The 17607-nt window shown below is 56.7% G+C and carries 17 protein-coding genes; 9 read left to right on the top strand and 8 right to left on the bottom strand.

The window, feature by feature from the left end; genetic code table 11:
* Positions 1-441: 441 nt before the first annotated feature.
* The 4 genes from csrA to RHM59_RS01955 all read left to right on the top strand — a co-directional run bounded on the left by csrA (position 442) and on the right by RHM59_RS01955 (position 2974).
* Positions 442-630 (top strand): carbon storage regulator CsrA, encoded by a 189-nt coding sequence (gene csrA, locus RHM59_RS01970; protein WP_297843550.1) that lies wholly within the window; start codon positions 442-444, stop codon positions 628-630.
* 267 nt (positions 631-897) lie between these two features.
* Positions 898-1584: a hypothetical protein gene (locus RHM59_RS01965; protein WP_322285830.1), complete on the top strand. Its 687-nt coding sequence runs from the start codon at positions 898-900 to the stop codon at positions 1582-1584.
* A complete protein-coding gene (locus RHM59_RS01960) occupies positions 1584-2003 on the top strand; it encodes a phage holin family protein (RefSeq protein WP_322164935.1) in 420 nt (139 codons plus the stop codon). The genes RHM59_RS01965 and RHM59_RS01960 overlap by 1 nt, the downstream gene beginning before the upstream one ends.
* Complete coding sequence (locus RHM59_RS01955; protein WP_322164936.1) at positions 2000-2974, top strand: DUF3618 domain-containing protein; 975 nt, start codon at positions 2000-2002, stop codon at positions 2972-2974. The genes RHM59_RS01960 and RHM59_RS01955 overlap by 4 nt, the downstream gene beginning before the upstream one ends.
* A gap of 95 nt (positions 2975-3069) precedes the next feature.
* Here RHM59_RS01955 and RHM59_RS01950 read toward each other — a convergent pair whose 3' ends face one another.
* From RHM59_RS01950 to RHM59_RS01940, 3 genes are all read right to left on the bottom strand, one after another.
* The gene (locus RHM59_RS01950; protein ID WP_322164937.1) at positions 3070-3981 is read right to left on the bottom strand and encodes a LysR family transcriptional regulator; all 912 of its coding nucleotides are present in this window, start codon (positions 3979-3981) and stop codon (positions 3070-3072) included.
* Between the two features lie 164 nt (positions 3982-4145).
* Positions 4146-4388, bottom strand: coding sequence for a DUF465 domain-containing protein (locus RHM59_RS01945; RefSeq protein ID WP_322164938.1), 243 nt, complete (start codon positions 4386-4388; stop codon positions 4146-4148).
* A gap of 140 nt (positions 4389-4528) precedes the next feature.
* On the bottom strand, positions 4529-5119 hold the full coding sequence (locus RHM59_RS01940) for a TetR/AcrR family transcriptional regulator (RefSeq protein ID WP_322164939.1): 591 nt from the start codon (positions 5117-5119) through the stop codon (positions 4529-4531).
* Positions 5120-5261: 142 nt separating this feature from the next.
* Here RHM59_RS01940 and RHM59_RS01935 point away from each other — a divergent pair, with 142 nt between their 5' ends.
* Positions 5262-6500, top strand: a complete 1239-nt coding sequence (locus RHM59_RS01935; protein ID WP_322164940.1) for a YbfB/YjiJ family MFS transporter — start codon at positions 5262-5264, stop codon at positions 6498-6500.
* A gap of 329 nt (positions 6501-6829) precedes the next feature.
* On the opposite strand, the gene RHM59_RS01930 is transcribed toward RHM59_RS01935, so the two are convergent.
* The 3 genes from RHM59_RS01930 to RHM59_RS01920 all read right to left on the bottom strand — a co-directional run bounded on the left by RHM59_RS01930 (position 6830) and on the right by RHM59_RS01920 (position 11648).
* A complete protein-coding gene (locus RHM59_RS01930; RefSeq protein WP_322285829.1) occupies positions 6830-7762 on the bottom strand; it encodes a ketopantoate reductase family protein in 933 nt (310 codons plus the stop codon).
* 206 nt (positions 7763-7968) lie between these two features.
* Complete coding sequence (locus RHM59_RS01925; protein WP_322285828.1) at positions 7969-9396, bottom strand: pyridine nucleotide-disulfide oxidoreductase; 1428 nt, start codon at positions 9394-9396, stop codon at positions 7969-7971.
* Between the two features lie 722 nt (positions 9397-10118).
* Positions 10119-11648, bottom strand: a complete 1530-nt coding sequence (locus RHM59_RS01920) for a histidine ammonia-lyase (RefSeq protein ID WP_322285827.1) — start codon at positions 11646-11648, stop codon at positions 10119-10121.
* A gap of 152 nt (positions 11649-11800) precedes the next feature.
* Here RHM59_RS01920 and RHM59_RS01915 point away from each other — a divergent pair, with 152 nt between their 5' ends.
* On the top strand, positions 11801-12721 hold the full coding sequence (locus RHM59_RS01915) for a LysR substrate-binding domain-containing protein (RefSeq protein ID WP_322285826.1): 921 nt from the start codon (positions 11801-11803) through the stop codon (positions 12719-12721).
* Positions 12722-12757: 36 nt separating this feature from the next.
* Here the strand turns inward: RHM59_RS01915 and RHM59_RS01910 are convergent, their stop codons facing one another.
* Positions 12758-13006, bottom strand: coding sequence for a LysR family transcriptional regulator (locus RHM59_RS01910; RefSeq protein WP_322285825.1), 249 nt, complete (start codon positions 13004-13006; stop codon positions 12758-12760).
* A gap of 2 nt (positions 13007-13008) precedes the next feature.
* Positions 13009-13266 carry a LysR family transcriptional regulator gene (locus RHM59_RS01905; RefSeq protein ID WP_322171010.1) on the bottom strand — a complete coding sequence of 86 codons (258 nt, stop codon included), beginning with the start codon at positions 13264-13266 and terminating at the stop codon, positions 13009-13011.
* A gap of 426 nt (positions 13267-13692) precedes the next feature.
* Here RHM59_RS01905 and RHM59_RS01900 point away from each other — a divergent pair, with 426 nt between their 5' ends.
* The 3 genes from RHM59_RS01900 to RHM59_RS01890 all read left to right on the top strand — a co-directional run bounded on the left by RHM59_RS01900 (position 13693) and on the right by RHM59_RS01890 (position 17450).
* Complete coding sequence (locus tag RHM59_RS01900; RefSeq protein ID WP_322285824.1) at positions 13693-14793, top strand: NADH:flavin oxidoreductase/NADH oxidase; 1101 nt, start codon at positions 13693-13695, stop codon at positions 14791-14793.
* A gap of 136 nt (positions 14794-14929) precedes the next feature.
* Positions 14930-15913 (top strand): class I SAM-dependent methyltransferase, encoded by a 984-nt coding sequence (locus tag RHM59_RS01895; RefSeq protein WP_322285823.1) that lies wholly within the window; start codon positions 14930-14932, stop codon positions 15911-15913.
* Positions 15914-15968: 55 nt separating this feature from the next.
* On the top strand, positions 15969-17450 hold the full coding sequence (locus RHM59_RS01890) for an NAD(P)/FAD-dependent oxidoreductase (protein WP_322285822.1): 1482 nt from the start codon (positions 15969-15971) through the stop codon (positions 17448-17450).
* Positions 17451-17607: the final 157 nt, after the last annotated feature.

The following is a 17607-nucleotide window of genomic DNA, read 5'->3' as shown; positions in this document are numbered from 1 at the left end:
TTTTTACGTGGGCCTGAACGTTTTCCACGGGGCACGCCGGACGGTTCCGGGGGTCGCTTCGAAATCACGCTCGCGCTGGTAGTGGTCGAGGGAAGTGCTCATGGATAGTCCGATTGCGCTGTGTTAAGCCCCTGCACTAAAAAGCAAAAGTTGGCGGAATTAGTTCAGAGCGTTAGCACTTGCCGTCAATTACCTGACAATTACCTGACAATTAACGGGATAAGCTAACGCCGAGGTTCAAAAAAAAGCCTGACCTGCGTAAGCTTCTTTAAGCACCGAAACCACGACTTGATGGCAGATAAAGCGTTCAAAGGAATTAAATATGCCCTTATGACGTCTTATTGATGGACGCATTTGGACGTACTCGGCAACAATCACCCCCGCACGGCACACGCTAGCCTCTTGGTAGAGGCGCTTCAAGAGGCCATCAAGGAAAAGATTATGTTGATACTCACCCGAAAAGTAGGCGAAAGCATAAACATTGGTGACGAGATCACCGTCACGATTCTTGGCGTTCAGGGCCTTCAGGTCCGGCTAGGCATCAACGCACCTAAAAATGTTTCTGTGCATCGCGAAGAGATTTATAAACGTATCCAGGCCGAGATTGCTCCACAGCAAGATCCACAATGAATTCGTAACTGCGTACACCCCCTTCTGAGCTGTCTGACGCTGTGTCAGATAGGCAATCCGGCGTCTTGATGACGCCGTTTTTTTTGCCTCGTTTTTCTCCCTCGGTTTCGCCATCGTTTTGCCACGCAATACCATTTGTCTGCCGCCTCGAACTCCGCCGGAAATCCCTCAGTCCACCTTTTGTAAGCCAGAAGACGCGCTGCTCGAAGTTACTGTGAGCGGAACGTTCTCCTTTACTTTTAAGGGCATAAACGACGGTGAATGACGATGGCCACGACCTACGAGAACTCAACCAGCGGTAGCGACCAAGGCGATAAGCCGGGCGCTGCGGAGCACTTGCAGACGTTGCAAGACGATGCAAAAGCCGCGCTTCAGGGCGCCAAGGAACACGGTGCAGCTCAGTTCGAGCAGTACCGGGATACGGCGGCCGACCAAATCAATAATTTGGCGCAAACCGCCAAATCGGCAGCGGAACAATTTCAAGAAAACGACACGTTGGGCTTGTCCCATTACGTCACTGATATCGCCCAAGGCATGACTAGCCTGGCGGACAATTTGCGCGGTAAAAGTGCCGATGAACTGTTACGCCAGGCCGGTCAACTGGCCCGAGACAATCCAGCGTTGTTCCTGACCGGCAGCGTCGCCGTCGGGTTTGGCCTGTCGCGGTTTTTGAAAGCCTCAAGCTCGGGCGCTTCATCGGGGATGGGAGCCTCGAAAACACCGTCTCCTACCGCTGATACGCACAGCGGATCCGGCTACAAAACCGAGCCGTCTACCTCTGGCATGGCTCAGGGTTCTCCAACCCCGCCGCCGAACACCGACGACGTTTACCACAGCGCACGGCCTGGGGTGCCTGACAGCTTTTCACCGCCGCCGCTCAGCGAGAAAGCCTTTGGCCCCGGGCACTCATCTGAAGACCTGCCCAGCGACGGTCTGTCCAAAGGAGAGGTGTGATGGCCATCAGTCCACAGACGCCGCCGAGCGGCATACCTGAAAACGAAACGTCGATCATCGGCCTGATTCGCCAGTTGGCCCACGAAGTACCGGCGCTGGTCACCAAAGAGCTGGCCTTGGCCAAAGCCGAAATCAACGAATCGATCAACTCCACCAAGGCTGGCATCGCCGCCGTTGCGGGGGGCGCCATGGTGCTGTTCGCCGGGCTGATCATCTTGCTGATGTCAGCGGTGTATGCGCTGGCAATGCTGATGGCCCCGTGGCTAGCCGCGCTGATTGTCGGCGTGGTGGTCATGGTCATCGGCGTAATCATGCTGCAAGCCGGCAAAAAATCGTTCGATGCCACCCGCTTCACGCCCGAGCGCACGGTGAACTCCTTGCAAAAGGATAAGGAAGCCATTCAGAGGAAAGTCTCATGAGTACTGACAGCAGTTTTGAAGACAATCGGTATGACAACACCGGTTACCAAACCAGCCCTCCGGGTGCCAGCAGTCTGGACGTCGAGTCCCAGAAAAGCCCGGAATCCCTGGAGCGAGAAATCGACGCGCAACGGTCGAGTATCGGCAGCATTGTCGACGCCCTGGAAAGCAAACTGTCTCCCGGCCAGTTGGTTGACCAAGTGATGTCGTTCACGCGCGGTAATGGCGGTGAGTTTTTCAACAATCTCGGTAAAACCATTAAGGCCAATCCGGTGCCGACGCTGCTCACGTCGATCGGCGTACTGTGGTTGATGATGGGTTCCAATAAAAGCCCGAACTACTCCACCGGGTCGTCGGGTCCGTCGATGTTCGACAGCTTGGGTAACCGCATCAGCGACATGGCCGACAAGGTCTCTGACACCTTGGGCAACGTCAAAGCGAAAGTGCAGGACAAGGCTCATGACCTCCAGGATGGCGCGAGCCGCCTCAAGGACAAGGCCGGCCACCTGACTGACAGTGTCACGGATAAAATGTCCTCGACCGGGCAGCAGATGAACAGGGGTTCGCACGACGCGACCCACGCCCTGCGCCAACAGTCCGAGAAAGTGAAATCCAGCTTCAACTACTTGCTCAATGAGCAACCCTTGGCACTGGCGGCCATTGGTATTGCACTGGGCGCGATGGCCGGTGCTGCATTGCCCATCACTGATAAGGAAAATCAGATGATGGGCCACGCCAGCGATTCGCTGACGGACAAGGCGAAACAAATGGCCAGCGAAGGCTACGACAAGGCCACCGAAATCGGTAAGGACATGGCCAATGAAGTGAAGAAGCCCCTCGCCGATGCGGACAAGGATACGCCGCACAATGGCGCATCTTCAGACCATCAAGCCTTTAGCGGGCAGCCACCAGAGGGCGGGCAATCGAGCAACGCGCCGAGCAACCCAGGCTCAACTCATGGGCTGGGGTAGTCAGTTGCACTGATGCATAGCGCGGCACATGAAAGGCCCTGTGAACGACAGGGCCTTTTTTATCGTCGCGGTTCACACCTGGTAAATCACAAGCGCTAGGGGCTCTCGAAACGAACCAAGCGTTCGCCGAGTTTTTCCTTGGCCCAGCTGATAAAGGCCCGTGAACAAATCGACACCCGCCGCGCCGGCAGGTACACCAACGATACCGGCAACGGCTCAGGCTGGTAATCGATCAGCAGCCGTTGCAGCGCTCCATCGTCAAGCAATGCCTGAACCTGATAAGACAGGAAAAACCCCACGCCGACACCGGACAGGCACGCCGAGATAGCTGCGTCCGCATTGTTAGTGGTCATCTTGATGTTGCTCATTTTCACCGTCAGCGGTTTGCCGTGTTCCTGGAGCGTCAACTGCGCGCCAGGCACCCCACCACCCATGCGAATAAACGGGGCGCAGCCAAGGTCAGCCGGGGTCTTGATGGTTTTTAGCACCGCCAGCAAGGCCGGGCTTGCACACAGGTAACGGCGCACTTGGCCCACTTTCGCGACGACCAGATCCGGTGCCGTGACATGACCGATGCGCACCGCGATGTCTATCCCCTCCTCCAGCAAATCGGTCACCCGATCAATCAGGTTCAGGGTCACGGTGACGTTGGGGAAACGGGTCATAAAACCGTTCAGCATGGGCGCCACATGCAGGCGGCCGAACAATACCGGGGCCGTAATGTTCAACGCCCCGCTGGGCTCACTTTCCTTTTCGTGAAACACATCCTCGATGTGCCCAATCTCACGAATCACCGTGCGGCAAACCTCGGCGTACAAGCGCCCTTCTTCGGTAAGTCGTACCTGTCGGGTGGTGCGCTCGAACAGGCGCACGCCCAAATGGTGTTCGATGGACGCCAATACCCTGACCACCGTAGGCAGCGATACCTCAAGTTTTTCTGCCGCAGCTGTGAGGCTGCCATGATCGACAATCCCAAGCACAACCCGCATTGACTGGATAGAGTCCATGATTACTCCCTTATCACTACGATTCACATCGTCCATTTCCGTAGTGATTCAACTGGCTTGGGGCGTTGCAATGGTAGGAACTGCCGAAGGCTGCAATCTGTCTGGGAACCGTTCACCCGCAGCCTATAGCAGCCTCTAGCAGCGCCTAAACAGGTTGCGAGTAATCAGTCGGAGAGGGTCAGGCGCTGGACGATTTTGTCCTTTACCGACAGGCGTTTTTCCTTGAGCTTTTTAAGTTGATCATCGGTGATATTTCCCGATGATCCCGACTCGGCCTCAACCACCTCGGCGTCCGCGACGCCGTAGGAATCAAGCAATTGGCTGAGCCTTTCATCTTTGCTACTAAGCGCGGCGATTTCTTCCTTTGTGACGTTTAGATCCTTGAACAAATCGTGTTTAACCGGCATGTCTTCACCTCTTCTGAACCTGTGGCAAGTCGTAAGAATATGAGACAGGTTCTTGGGAAGAGTTAGGCGTCAACGCACACCTTTTCCTGCTCACCGAGAACCAGACCCTCTGCAGATTGTAGTGCGCAGGAGGCGTTGCGCTAGTTAGCGCGGGAGGGAAGCAGCAGTTGAACGATCAAATCAGCGTTTTTCCTCAGCCGTTCCACGTCTTGGTAAATGCGCTCCAGCACGACAATCCCCCGGGTGAACGTCACGATCACCCGGGCCGCGTCTACCGGCGCGATGGCCAATTTTGACCGCGCCTCCTCGGCCTCGAACCGGGCAGTCAGTAGGCCCTCCATTTCATTAAGAAAACCCTGCAAAGCGGAGCGCACCGTGTCGAGATCAGCGTTGTGTTCGTCAACCGCCGTTTTGGTCGACAGGCAACCCCGCGTAGGCGAGCCCTGGGTCATTGAGCTAATGCTGAACGCCAGAAAATTTCGCAACGCCACGTCGATTGAAGGGTGGTTGAGGGAAGCGCCCATGTCGCCGAGCATCTTGGCTTTGTAGCCATCGAACACCCGCAGAAACAAGCATTCCTTGCTCTGATAAGCGTTATACAACGACCCACGTTGCACGCCGGTCGCTTGCGCCAAATCCTGCATCGACGTAGCACCTAGTCCTTTTTGCCAGAAAACCCCTAACGCCACGTCAAGGGTTTTGTCTTCATCGAACTGCCTGATACCCGCCATGATTCAAGCCCTCCAAGGGCCCGCGAAAAAGTGTCTGAACAAAACTGATAAGAGAGTGGACATCATTCTTGTCAGTACTGTCAATATTGACTACCCTGTCAAACATGACACCACTGTCAAAGATCACTCAGAGTGCACGACCATGCAGACCGAATTGACGGCTTCACCCCGTGCGACGCCCGCTACGTCGATGCCTTGGCACGCCATCATTGCCGGCATGTGCGCCAACCTTGTCGGAATTGGCCTGGCTCGCTTTGCCTACACCCCCCTTATCCCGTCACTTATTCAAGCGCATTGGTTCGCCACCTCCGACATCGTTTACCTCAGCGCCGCCAACCTGGCAGGGTATTTCGTCGGCGCATTGGTGGGTCGGCCAATTGCAAGGCAGTTAAGTAACCGCAACACCCTGCGTCTGATGATGCTGATGGTCACCCTGTCGTTTGCGGCCTGTGCGTTGCCCTTATCGTTCAGTTGGTTTTTCGGCTGGCGGTTGGTCTCCGGCGTCGCGGGTGGCGCCATCATGGTCGTCGTCGCCTCCACCGTACTGCCGCATATTCCGAGCGCACGTAAGGGATTTGCCACCGGCGCAATATTTTTAGGGCTGGGGTTGGGCATCGCGGCGTCCGGCACCTTAATTCCGATCTTGCTCGAGCAGGGTTTACGCCAGACCTGGATTGGCCTAAGCGTATTCTCTGCGCTCTTGACCGCCATCAGTTGGCTGGGCTGGCCGGCAGCGTTGCCAGTGTCCGTCACGGCTCAAGCGCCGGTGCCGGCAAGCCATCGCGCTAAAGGTCACTCACTGCTTTTGAAGTCGATTTATGTGCAGTTTGGGTTTATGGCAGTGGCGCTGGTGCCCTTGATGGTGTTTTTGGTGGATTTCGTCGCCCGTGGCTTGGGCAAAGGCGCTCACATTGGCGCGCTGTACTGGATTTTATACGGTGTAGGCGCGTTGATCGGCCCGATACTTTATAGCGCGCTGGCCGATTACCTGGGCCCGGTGCGGGGTATTCGTTGGGTCTTGCTGGTACAAGCGGCGGTAGTTGCGACGTTGTATACATCGCACAACGCCATTCTGATCGGTGCGCTGACCGTCGTGATCGGCACCTTTCCACCCGGCATCGTGCCGTTGATGATGGCGCGTATCCATCAACTGCTACCCAACGACCCCCTCGCCCAAGGCGCCGCCTGGACCCGCGCCACCACGGCATTCGCCTTGTTTCAGGCGTTGTCCGGGTATGGGTATTCAATGCTGTTCAACGCCAGCGGCGGAAATCATCGGTTATTGTTTTTGATCAGTGTTGGAGCATTGGGTGTGGCTATGCTGATTGAAGTGCTGGTGCTGGGGTATTTCCGAGTGTTGGAGCGGCGGGAGCGAACATAAATTTTAGTTTATAAACAATGGGTTGACGCTTGTTTCGTATGTATATCCGGCCTTTGTGGTAGCTGATCTTATGGTTTCGCTTTTACAGCGAGGAACCTTTTTCAAACGTCGGGGCGCCGAACCGCAAAAAGGTCCCGCCAAAAGGGCTTGCCCCACCATGCCGGGCCTCTTTCGGTAATTTGATATTCAATTCACCGGCGATCTATAGGCGGGCGACTATCTGGAGCCAACTTGTTGGCGAGGCGATTGATGCGTCGTGTTAGATCAGTCACCTCTGTGGGACCGAATTCATTCGGGAAGACTTCAATGCGGTTCATGAATATTTATATCTACCCCCGCAAACGCCGTGCCTCGTACGCTTTCAGGTGGGTATACGCAAACCCCAGCACCGACAGATCGGCCGTTCCAAGTGCTTCTGCATCCCGACGCGCCACGAGATCACCCAACACATGTTCAACCTCGATCGCCGCGCCGCGCTCTACATCACGCAGCATTGAAGCGGTCATTTTGGAGCCCGGCAGGGTCAGCATTTTCACGAAGCGTTCGCGCACCTCGGGGCGTATCGGATATCCCGCTCTGTCGGCGACTTGCGCGCACTCCTCCAACAATTTAAGAATCAAACACTCACCCCCGGCGACCAGCACATCGCCGATGGCCGAGCGCATGGAGCCGGTGATGCCCGCGCCCGTCGCGATGAAGCACCACTTTTCCCACATTTCCTGAAGAATGCTCAAGCTGAGCTTGGCCTCAAACCCGGCGCCGCTCAGCGCGCTCGCGATGTGCTGGGCCCGGGCTGTTGATTGACCGTCCAACTCACCAAAGGTCAGTTGATGGGTGTCGTTAAGGTGCACGATGGTGCCCGACGCGTCGCGATCCACAGAGATCAGGCATTGACCGCCCAACACATTGACCTTGCTGAAACGTGCAGCCAAGCGATCAACATGCGCCATGCCATTGAGCAGCGGCAGGATGGCGGTGTCGGGGCCCACCGCTGCGGCGAATGAATCCATTGCTGCATCAAGATCGTAGGCTTTGCAGCTCAGGAGGATCAGGTCATAGGGACCGTTCAGCTCTTGGCTCGCAATATGCGGGGGCGCGGGATAGTCGATATTGCCCAACGGACTGCGCACCACCAAGCCATCACGGTCGAGTTCTTGAGCGCGGCCGGGCCTGACCAAGAACGTCACGTCCCGGGCGGCCTCCAACAACCGCCCACCGAAATAACCACCTATCGCACCGGCTCCAACAATCAAAATTCGCATCGCTGCCGACCTCCTGCTGAACGACTGAAAGGCTTCGCCTGAGCGCAAGCCGAAATGACCCGAGCCGAGAGAATAGAGGACGCAAACCCGCTATTCAACGTTAAATGAGCCTCATCATCTTTTAACGGAATGACGCAAAAAAAACAAAAAAAATCCCGAGCAGTCTGGGCCACTCGGGATTTTGATAACGTTACGCTCGATGCCGCTTAGAACTTCGCGGAGGCCATGCTCGGCCAGAAAAACGGACGATCATCTTGCACCCGCGCCTGGCGTCGACGATCAGGCACCACTGTTTCAGCGACAGGTACGCTGAGTCGTGCCGAAACCGACTCTATCGCGACGCGGCTAGCATCGTTATGGAATTGCCAGACCCCATAGATCCGTCCATCAAACGATGGCTCGCTGCCCAAGCGCGGGTCTATACCCAGGCCCGAGCCCAGCCCAAAAAGATACAAGCCGTGCATGCGCTGACCGATCGAATCCAGCGGGCAGCCGGACGGGTCCGAATCAAGCCCACCCTTCACCTCACGCAGTTTAATCGGGCTGCCATCGGCATATTTCAGCGCAGGAAGCCGCGGTTGATAGCCCGTGCATTGCACCACGACACTTGAGTCGGCCAAGGCCTGGCTGGCGAGCCCGTACTGTTGGCCCACACCGGGACCGGATTGCAACAAACGAACACGCACGCCATTTGGACTGATACGGCCGTATTGGAGAATATTGCGACCGACCTCCAGCGCGCTGTAACGCAAGCCGCCAGAGCGATTCACCCGGCCCGACACCGGACACACATCATTTACCGGGTCGAACACATAACCGCTAGCCAGTGCCTGTTCAACACTTTCATAGAACAAGCGGATCTGAGACCGATGAACCAGGGTCAACTCTTCAAGCCCCACGCTTTGCAAAGCTGTGCCGAGGTTTTCGAGCATTGAGAAGGCGCTGTGTGATCCACCCACCACCGTCAGACGTCCGCCCTTGGCAAGCGTCGGCGCGAAGTGAGCACGCAAATCATGGGCACTCATGCGCAACAGCGTGTCAGCGCTCTGCACGCTGGTGGCTGGCGGTAATGCCAGCCCTTGATCAGCCAACGCATTGAGCAAATGCTGAGGATCCTGATGACCCCCCAGATTAAGCACTAACGAGCGGCAGCGAATCACTTGGGAGCGACCCTTGTGCTCAACCCACACTTGATATTCATCTGCGCTGCTGACGACTTCGGTAATCGTCGTGCTACGCCATACTTCTACGGCGAAATGTTCGACAAGATGGTCCAGCACCAACTTCGACGCTTCGGCTAATAACTCGCCAACGTCCGACAACAACGGAGCAACAAACGCCTGATTGCGAATGCGCCAATACGCCGGGCTGCGCTCCAGCGGTTCGAACACATCCCGCAACGCCGGGTCACGCAGGCAATCGAGAAAAACATCGCCGACCGAGTTCGCCGTAATTCGGTAGTCCCCGAGTCGCCCGATGCCTGGAAGGGGACTGGCGTCGACGATGATCAGGCCATGTCGAGCCATCTCCGGCAGACTGCCGCTTTTCAACGCGTTAAATATCAACCCCATACCCGCAGGGCCCGCGCCACCGATTACACAACCGCACAGCGTTTCCAGTTGGTTTCCAAACATGATGTCGTGCTCCGCATTAAAAGGGGCTGATAGTCTTGATTTTTTTGTTATCGACAACGCACGTTGGTTCACAGCAAAAGACTGCCGGAGAGCATTTTGATGTCAGGCTAAAGTTATAAACAGGGGCACTTAAAGCAACGTAAAGGTAAATAACCACGAGGGGATTAAGTACTGCCCAATTTCAGGCATGGCTACCGCATCAACCCTAACGTCAGCATTGACGCTGTTAACGGAGGCGACCACTAAACCAAACTCGCCTCACACTTATTAACGCCAACGCTACCGCACGGTTCCGAACGGATACCCTGTTAAATAGTTAACATGAAGCGTAACTGAGAATGAATCGCCGCCCGATCCGAATCGGATCAAATGAGGGCAGCGCCAGCACCCGCTCACCAGAAAGCCTTGGACGAAGTGATACCAACTGCCAGCAATGGATTGATAATTTCAAAGTTAACGAAAAGTGTCAAATTTTCGAGAAATGCCATAATCAAACATAAAAAATCGATAATCTATTGATAATTATAATGTAATTTTTTTGACGTCGAAAAATAAACGCTCGCCAACCATAAGTTTATTTTTAATAATCGATTTGAACACCGCGCCCTGATGTACTAGCAAGTCGATATTGAGAAGCGCATGTAACAAAAGTGGACACGTGCAAGCAGCGGCAACTGCCAACCCAGCACCCACTTAAACGTTCAATCATAAAACTTACTGTTTTAGCCGCACTTCAATTCATCTCCAATCGCAATAAAACTGCTATCAGGACTGTTGCTGCGAATAAACGAAGCCGCGTTGGCGATGTCTTCACCCAAGGGCCGGTCATCGGCATACACCGCTATCTCCCTGCGCAGCGCCCGATACAGTGCGGCTGTTCGGGGGGCTGGATTCAATGTGCTGTTCAATAGATCGTAACTTTGGCTAGCGGCCAGCAGTTCGATACCGAACACATGTTCCAGATTGTCGAGAATCAATTGGGCTTTAAGGGCAGCGGGCGTTGCGTGACAGAGAATGTCTTCCTGCAAACCTGACGTCACGCCACCGTCGAGACTTGCCGGTGCCGCCAGACGCCGGTTATGCGCCACCAACGACACGGCGGTGTATTGGGCAATCATGAAGCCCGACTCCACCCCACTTTCCCCGGCGAGAAAAGCCGGTAGGTTGTTGACCAACGGATTGACCATGCGATCAATCCTTCGCTCGGAGATTGACCCCAGCTGCGCCATACCGATACCCAATTGATCCATGGCCAAACCAATGCCAGCGCTGACCGCATGGGCTTGAGAGTAAATTTCCGGCGCCTGAGGGGTGCCGCATACCACCGGGTTATCGGTGACGCTGGCCAACTCTTGATCAATCACCACTGCAACCTGAGCCCAGGCATCGCGAACCGCGCCGTGGACGTGGGGAATACTGCGCAAACTCAGGGCGTCTTGAGTTTGTCGCCCGGCAGCAGCGGCCAGAATTTGCGAACCGTCAAGCCAATGGTTCAAACGCTCAGCCACGTACCTTTGCCCCGGCGACGCTCGCAGCGCCATGGGTGCCGAATGGACTGCGCGGATCTGACAGCGCTGGGTCTCAAAACTCATGGCTGAAATAGCATCGGCCCAGTTCATCAACTGCAAGGAACGGTCCAACAACAGACAGCCAAGACCGGTAACACACGGCGAACCATTGACCAGGCACAAGCCTTCTTTGGCCTGCAAAACAAACGGCTCGAGCCCGAGCCGGTGTAACGCGGCGGCGGCGGTTAAGCGCTCATTGCCGAGCCGGCAATAACCCTGACCAATCATCACCAGGCCGATATGTGCCATGTGGCTGATGTAACCCACCGATCCCTGATGCGGGACTTCCGGCGTACACCGGGCATTTAGCAGCGCGACGAGACGCTCCACCAATTGCAGGCGCAGCCCGGAATACCCGTGAGCAAAGTTATTGATAGCGCAGACCATGATTGCTCGGGTTTCGTGTACCGATAACGGCGTGCCCAACCCCACCGCGTGGCTCATCAAGATATTGCGCGACAGCGCACTTTGCTGCGCGGGCGCGACCACGGTATTGGAAAGCGCGCCAACCCCGGTATTGACGCCATAGGCGCGAATATTCTTTTCCACCACCGTGCGCACGATGGTATTGGCCGCTTCAATCCGTGTTTTAGCGGATGAGGACAACTCCAGGAAAGCGTCTTCCTTCGCAACGTCAACTACCTGTGCCCAAAGCAACGACTGATCAACGATTACGCGCTTCATACAACTACTCCAGATGAATTCAAGGTTCGTGGCCCACAACGGTGTCTTCAGCACTCACGAAGCCAGGGGCATCCATGCGTGAGAGGGTTTTATGGAAGCGAGACGAATTACGTTAAGCTCGCTGTACTCAGGAGTAAACGCGGTGAATTCTCATGCAATCCATGCCTACAGCTCATGTATCGGACAACCCGGATTTTCAATCGCGACTGCCACCGCTGCGGGGCCTGGAAGTGTTCGCCGCGGCGGCGCGTTACGGCACATTTAGCCGTGCCGCCAAGGCGTTATTTGTCACCCAGAGCGCGATCAGCCGGCAGATTCAACAGTTGGAAGAGCACCTGGGGGTAATCCTGTTTATCCGCCACAAAACCGGCCTGCGGATGACACCGGAAGCGGAGGCGTTACTGCCGGTGGTCGATGACGCTTTTGCACGCCTGACTAACATGTGCAACAACCTGCGCACCGCCAGCCAGGTATTGACCTTGCGCATGCCGCCCACCTTGGCCACCCGCTGGTTTTTGCCACTGCTGCCTAGCCTTCGGGTGTTAATGCCCGACGTGGACGTGCGGGTCACCACCTACGATGCGTGGGAGCCGCGCTTCGAGGACAGCGACATTGATGCGGCCATTATTCACGGCCGCGGCGATTGGAAAGGCGTCGAGGCGATTCCGTTGATGGCCGAGCGACTCACGCCAGTGTGCTCGCCGGAAATGGCCAAGCGCCTGACACAACCCGCCGACCTGAAGTCGATGCCGTTGCTGCATTGCATACCGGCCAATGGCTGGCGCCGCTGGCTGGAAGCGGCCGGGGTCGCAAGCATCGCCTCCCATCGCGGGCAGACGTTCGACACCCTGGACCTGGCGTTGTCGGCTGCAACCCGTGGACAGGGAATTGCCTTGGGCGACCTGAACCTGGTGCGAGAAAGTTTGAAAGACGGGGTGTTAGTGGCGCCGTTTAAAACGGAGCTTAATCAAGGCATTGGTTATTACCTGATCTACCCGGCTTCACGGGCGCAATTGCCAAAGATACGGGCGCTGCGGGAGTGGTTGTTGGATGCTGTTTCTTCCCCCCTGTAGAGCCAACTTGTTGGCGAAGGGCTTTCACGCGGTGTATCAGTCAGGCTGTTTGGCTCGCTGAAGGGTCGTCTCGTCCAACTCGGCAATAAGGAAATCCGCAAACGTTCGGGCTGATGGTTTGGCTGCCCGACCGGCCGCAAACACTGCATGTACGTCAATCATGCCCATGTTCCATTCCGGGAGCATCTGCACCAACGTACCTGAGTGGATTTCATTCCAGCAGCCGCCCTGGATCATTGAGATCCCCAACCCAACGACCGCTGCTGCGGTTGATACTTCATTCACCTTCACCGTCCGTTGCGCGTCCACCCGCACTGAGACCGCTTTACCTTTTCAGCCGAGCAAGAAATTCTGCCCCCGCTTCGGTCAGGCTGACGGCACGGGTGGTGCGAATCAGCAGCGCCGCGCCCACCTTCTTTTTCCAAGGCGGATACCAGACGCGAGACGGTGGGCTGCGGAATATTCAGGTCGCGCCCCGCCGCCGAAAAGCTGCCTTTGCGTGCGACGCGGACGAACAATCGCAGAGAAAACAGATGATCACTCATGGCAGATTTGAATAACTGATACTCAGGTTTAGGGTCTAGTTCGGATTTTTTGCATGGGCGATAGTTGACCCATCCACTCCCCAGTGCAAGGAAATCAGCATGACGCTTCAAGCCAAACTCGATGCCCGAGGTCAACACTGACTACACGCTGCGCCCAGAGCCATCGGAAGTATTTGCGACCCTGGAACTGCTGCGCAGCAAGGTCAGTTGATTGCCCTGTCCCTCTTCTAATTAACGCATAACACATTGTAGGAGCGCGCTTGCCCGCGATGGAGCGCGAAGCGGTCCCTACGGATCTTCCAGTTCCAATTGGGAGAGTCGAGCTGCTTGATTTCGACTGCTGCGCAGCCGATCGCGGGCAAGCGCGCTCCTACATGTCCTATGTCATCGCAGCCAGTGCGAAATCCACCCTCAGGAATTCTGAACATGTCAGCTCTCTTCCAGCCGTTCACCCTTAAAAGCGTGACGCTGCGCAATCGCATCATTGTGTCGCCGATGTGCCAATACTCAGCCATCGACGGCGTGACCCAAGAATGGCACCACGTTCATTACGCAGGCTTGGCCCGAGGCGGCGCCGCGCTGGTGACCGTTGAAGGAACCTCAGTTTCGCCCGAAGCGCGGATCAGCATAGGTGACGTCGGTCTATGGAATGACGAACAAGCCCAAGCGCTGCGGCCCATCGTTGAGTCGATCAAACAGGCCGGCGCCGTGCCGGGGATCCAACTGGGTCACGCCGGCCGTAAAGCCAGCGCCAACCGGCCTTGGGAAGGTGACGACCACATGGCTGAAGACGATCCGCGCAGCTGGCAACCCCTGTCGGCCTCGGCCATCGCGCTCGGCGGCGGACTGCGAAGAGTGCCTCGGGCCATGACCCTCGACGACATCGCCAAGGTGAAAGCAGACCACGTGGCGGCAGCCATACGTGCCCGTGATGTCGGTTTCGAATGGCTTGAACTGCACTTCGCCCACGGTTATCTGGCGATGGGTTTCCTGTCGAAACACTCTAACCAGCGCATCGACGAATACGGCGGCAGCTTCGAAAACCGCACGCGATTCATGCTCGAAACCCTCACCGCCGTCCGGGAAGTCTGGCCGCAGCACTTGCCGCTTGCCGTTCGTTTGGGCGTCATTGAATACGACGGACAGGACGAAGAGCACCTGTTGGAGTCCATCGAACTGGCCAAGCAGCTCAAGGCGATTGGGGTTGATTTACTCGACGTCAGCATGGGCTTCTCTACCGCCACTCCCGACGTACCTTGGGGCACGCCAGCGTTTCTTGCGCCTATTGCCCAACGTTTGCGTCGCGAAGTCGGTTTGCCAGTCACCGCGTCTTGGGGCATCGGCACGCCAGAGCTGGCAGAAAGCGCCCTCGCTGAAGGCCAGCTCGATCTGGTGAGCTTCGGCCGCGCCATGCTCGACAACCCGCACTGGCCGCTGCATGCAGCCCGTAAGTTAGGCGTCGAAAACCCGTCCTGGGTCTTGCCTGCGCCGTACGCCCATTGGTTGGAGCGTTACAGCGTCGCGTGATCGATAACGGGGTAAGCAAGGAAGCATCCGCAGTGGCGGATGCCTCCTTTTTTTGCGTTGGGCCCTGAGAAAGGCCCTCGGCGTTCAGGCCATTGCGCTTAAACTGCGCGCTCATGAATGACCGACCTTTTTCGCTATGAATTCAGATGCATTGTCTCTGCTGCACGCCCACTTGCTCGATGCCTTGAGCAGTCCCCCCGACGAAGCGCGGCGCCTGTTCCATGGCCGGGGCCGACGTTGGCAGGGCCTGGAACAGGTGACCATCGACTGGTTGAACGGTGCAGTGCTGGTGTCGCTGTTCAAAGAGCCCGACGCGACCGAAATGACTGGATTGCGCGAAATACTTGAGGCACTGAGCCAATCGCCGACGTGGCTCAACTCCGGTGCGCACGCGCTGTTGCTGCAGCACCGCTACCTGCAAGACAGCAGCACCGAGTGGTTGTTGGGCGAGCCGGTTGATAACGGCGTTATCACCGAGCACGGCCTGCACTACAAGCTGGATTTTGGCCGCAATCAAAACACCGGTTTGTTCCTCGACATGCGTTATGGGCGCAACTGGGTTAAAGCCCACTCCCAAGGCAAGCGGGTGCTTAATCTGTTCGCCTACACCTGCGGTTTTTCCGTGGCCGCGATTGCCGGTGACGCGGGACAGGTGGTCAACCTCGACATGTCCAAAGCCGCCCTTAATCGGGGGCGAGAAAACCATCGGCTCAACCAGCACGACCTGAGCCGCGTCAGCTTCCTGGGGCACGACCTGTTCAAATCCTGGGCTCGGGTCAAACGGGACGGCCCTTACGACCTGATCATCATCGACCCGCCGTCGTTCCAGAAAGGCAGCTTTGTGTTGACCAAGGATTACCAAAAAATCCTCCGCCGCCTACCCGACCTGCTCAACCCCCAGGGCACTGTACTGGCGTGCCACAACGACCCGAGCATCGGCGCCGAATTCCTCATCGATAACATGGCCATCGAAGCGTCCCGCCTGAGTTTTCAATACCGCCTGGAAAACCCGCCTGAGTTCGCCGATGAACAGGCTGGAGGTGGATTGAAGGCGTTGGTTTTTTTGCTGGATACACCGAGTCTCATGGGCGAAGACAGTACCGCTCCACGCGAGCAGTAACTAACGCGAACAACTACGCTGTGGGTTAAGGTCCGCACTACCCGGAGGGCATGTGATGGCGACCCCCCATTTTGATGTTCTGATCATCGGCGCTGGGCTGTCGGGGATTGGTGCGGCGTATCGGTTGCAGACACGCTGCCCCGGCAAGCGTTACGCCATTCTGGAGGGCCGCGCCGAAAGTGGCGGCACCTGGGATTTATTTCGCTATCCAGGCATGCGTTCGGACTCGGACATGTTTACCTTGAGCTACCCCTTCCGACCCTGGAAAGGCACTCACGCCATTGCCGATGGCGCGGCGATTTTGCAATACCTGCGCGACACGGCCCATGCGTTTGGTATTGATCAGCACATCCGCTTCGGGCATCAGGTGCGGTCTGCACAATGGTCTTCTGAAGATTCCCAATGGACCGTCGACACGGTGAACACGGGCACGCAAGAAACGCTGCCATACCGCTGCAACTTTTTGTACGTGTGCAGCGGCTACTACGATTACGCCGGGGGCTACAGCCCTGAGTTTCCGGGCAGCGAGGGGTTCACCGGTAGGCTGATCCATCCTCAACGCTGGCCGGAGGGCCTCGACTACGCGGGCAAACAAATCGTCGTGATTGGCAGTGGCGCCACTGCCGTCACCCTGGTACCGGCGCTGGCAGCCAAGGCAGGGCATGTGACCTTGTTGCAGCGCTCGCCGAGTTATGTCGCCTCGTTACCAAACACTGATCCCATTGCCGACTTTTTAAGGCGTACCTTGCCGGAACACGCAGCCCACCGGATTGCACGTTGGAAAAATATCCTCCTCGCCCTCGGTCTCTACCAGTTTTGTCGAGGCATGCCGGTGCTGGCCAGAAAACTCCTGAGACTTGGGGTGATGAGCAAGCTGCCCAAGGGGTTTGCCGTGGATAAGCATTTCAAGCCACGCTATCAACCTTGGGATCAACGGTTGTGCCTGGTGCCCAATGCGGATTTGTTCAACGCCCTGTCTTGCGGCGCTGCCTCAATGGTCACCGATGAAATTGATACGTTTACTGCCAGCGGCATCCGGCTCAAGTCCGGTCGGGAGTTGGCGGCGGACATCGTGGTGACCGCCACCGGCTTGAAACTGCAAGCCTGCGGCGGGATGCGGCTCGTCATGGATGGGCAAAACGTTGAACTGGCCGACACCTTTGTCTACAAAGGCGCACTGCTGAGCGGTATTCCGAATTTCGCCCTGTGCGTGGGCTACACCAACGCTTCGTGGACACTGCGCGCGGATTTGTCGTCGATGTATGTGTGTCGGCTGATTAATCACATGGACAAATATGGCTTCAAGACCGCCATGCCGGTGTGCGACGACAGCAGCGTTGAGGCTCGTCCGTTGCTGAACATCTCCTCCGGCTATGTCCTTCGTGCGACCAACGCACTGCCGAAACAGGGCTCTAAGAAACCTTGGCATTTGCCACAGAATTACCTGAAAGACCTGGTGGCGCTCAGGTATGGCCGGGTGGAGGACGGGGTTATCCGGTTTCTGTCTGAAACATCGCGGCGCGACCTTCCCGAATGAATTCGGTCCCACTGATCTCCGGTTTTTCGCATCACACGAGAAACCGGTGGGACCGAATTTATTCGGGAAGCGTTCTACCTGATACTCCCCATCAGTCGCCTCGCCAAACGGAGGGCTCCGGCTTGACATAAAACCTCAAAAGCAGACTATCGTTACC

The organism is Pseudomonas sp. MH10, from assembly GCF_034353045.1.
GTDB lineage: Bacteria > Pseudomonadota > Gammaproteobacteria > Pseudomonadales > Pseudomonadaceae > Aquipseudomonas.
Note: the sequence above shows the minus strand (reverse complement) of the source record. Positions and strands in the feature narration are given on the sequence as shown.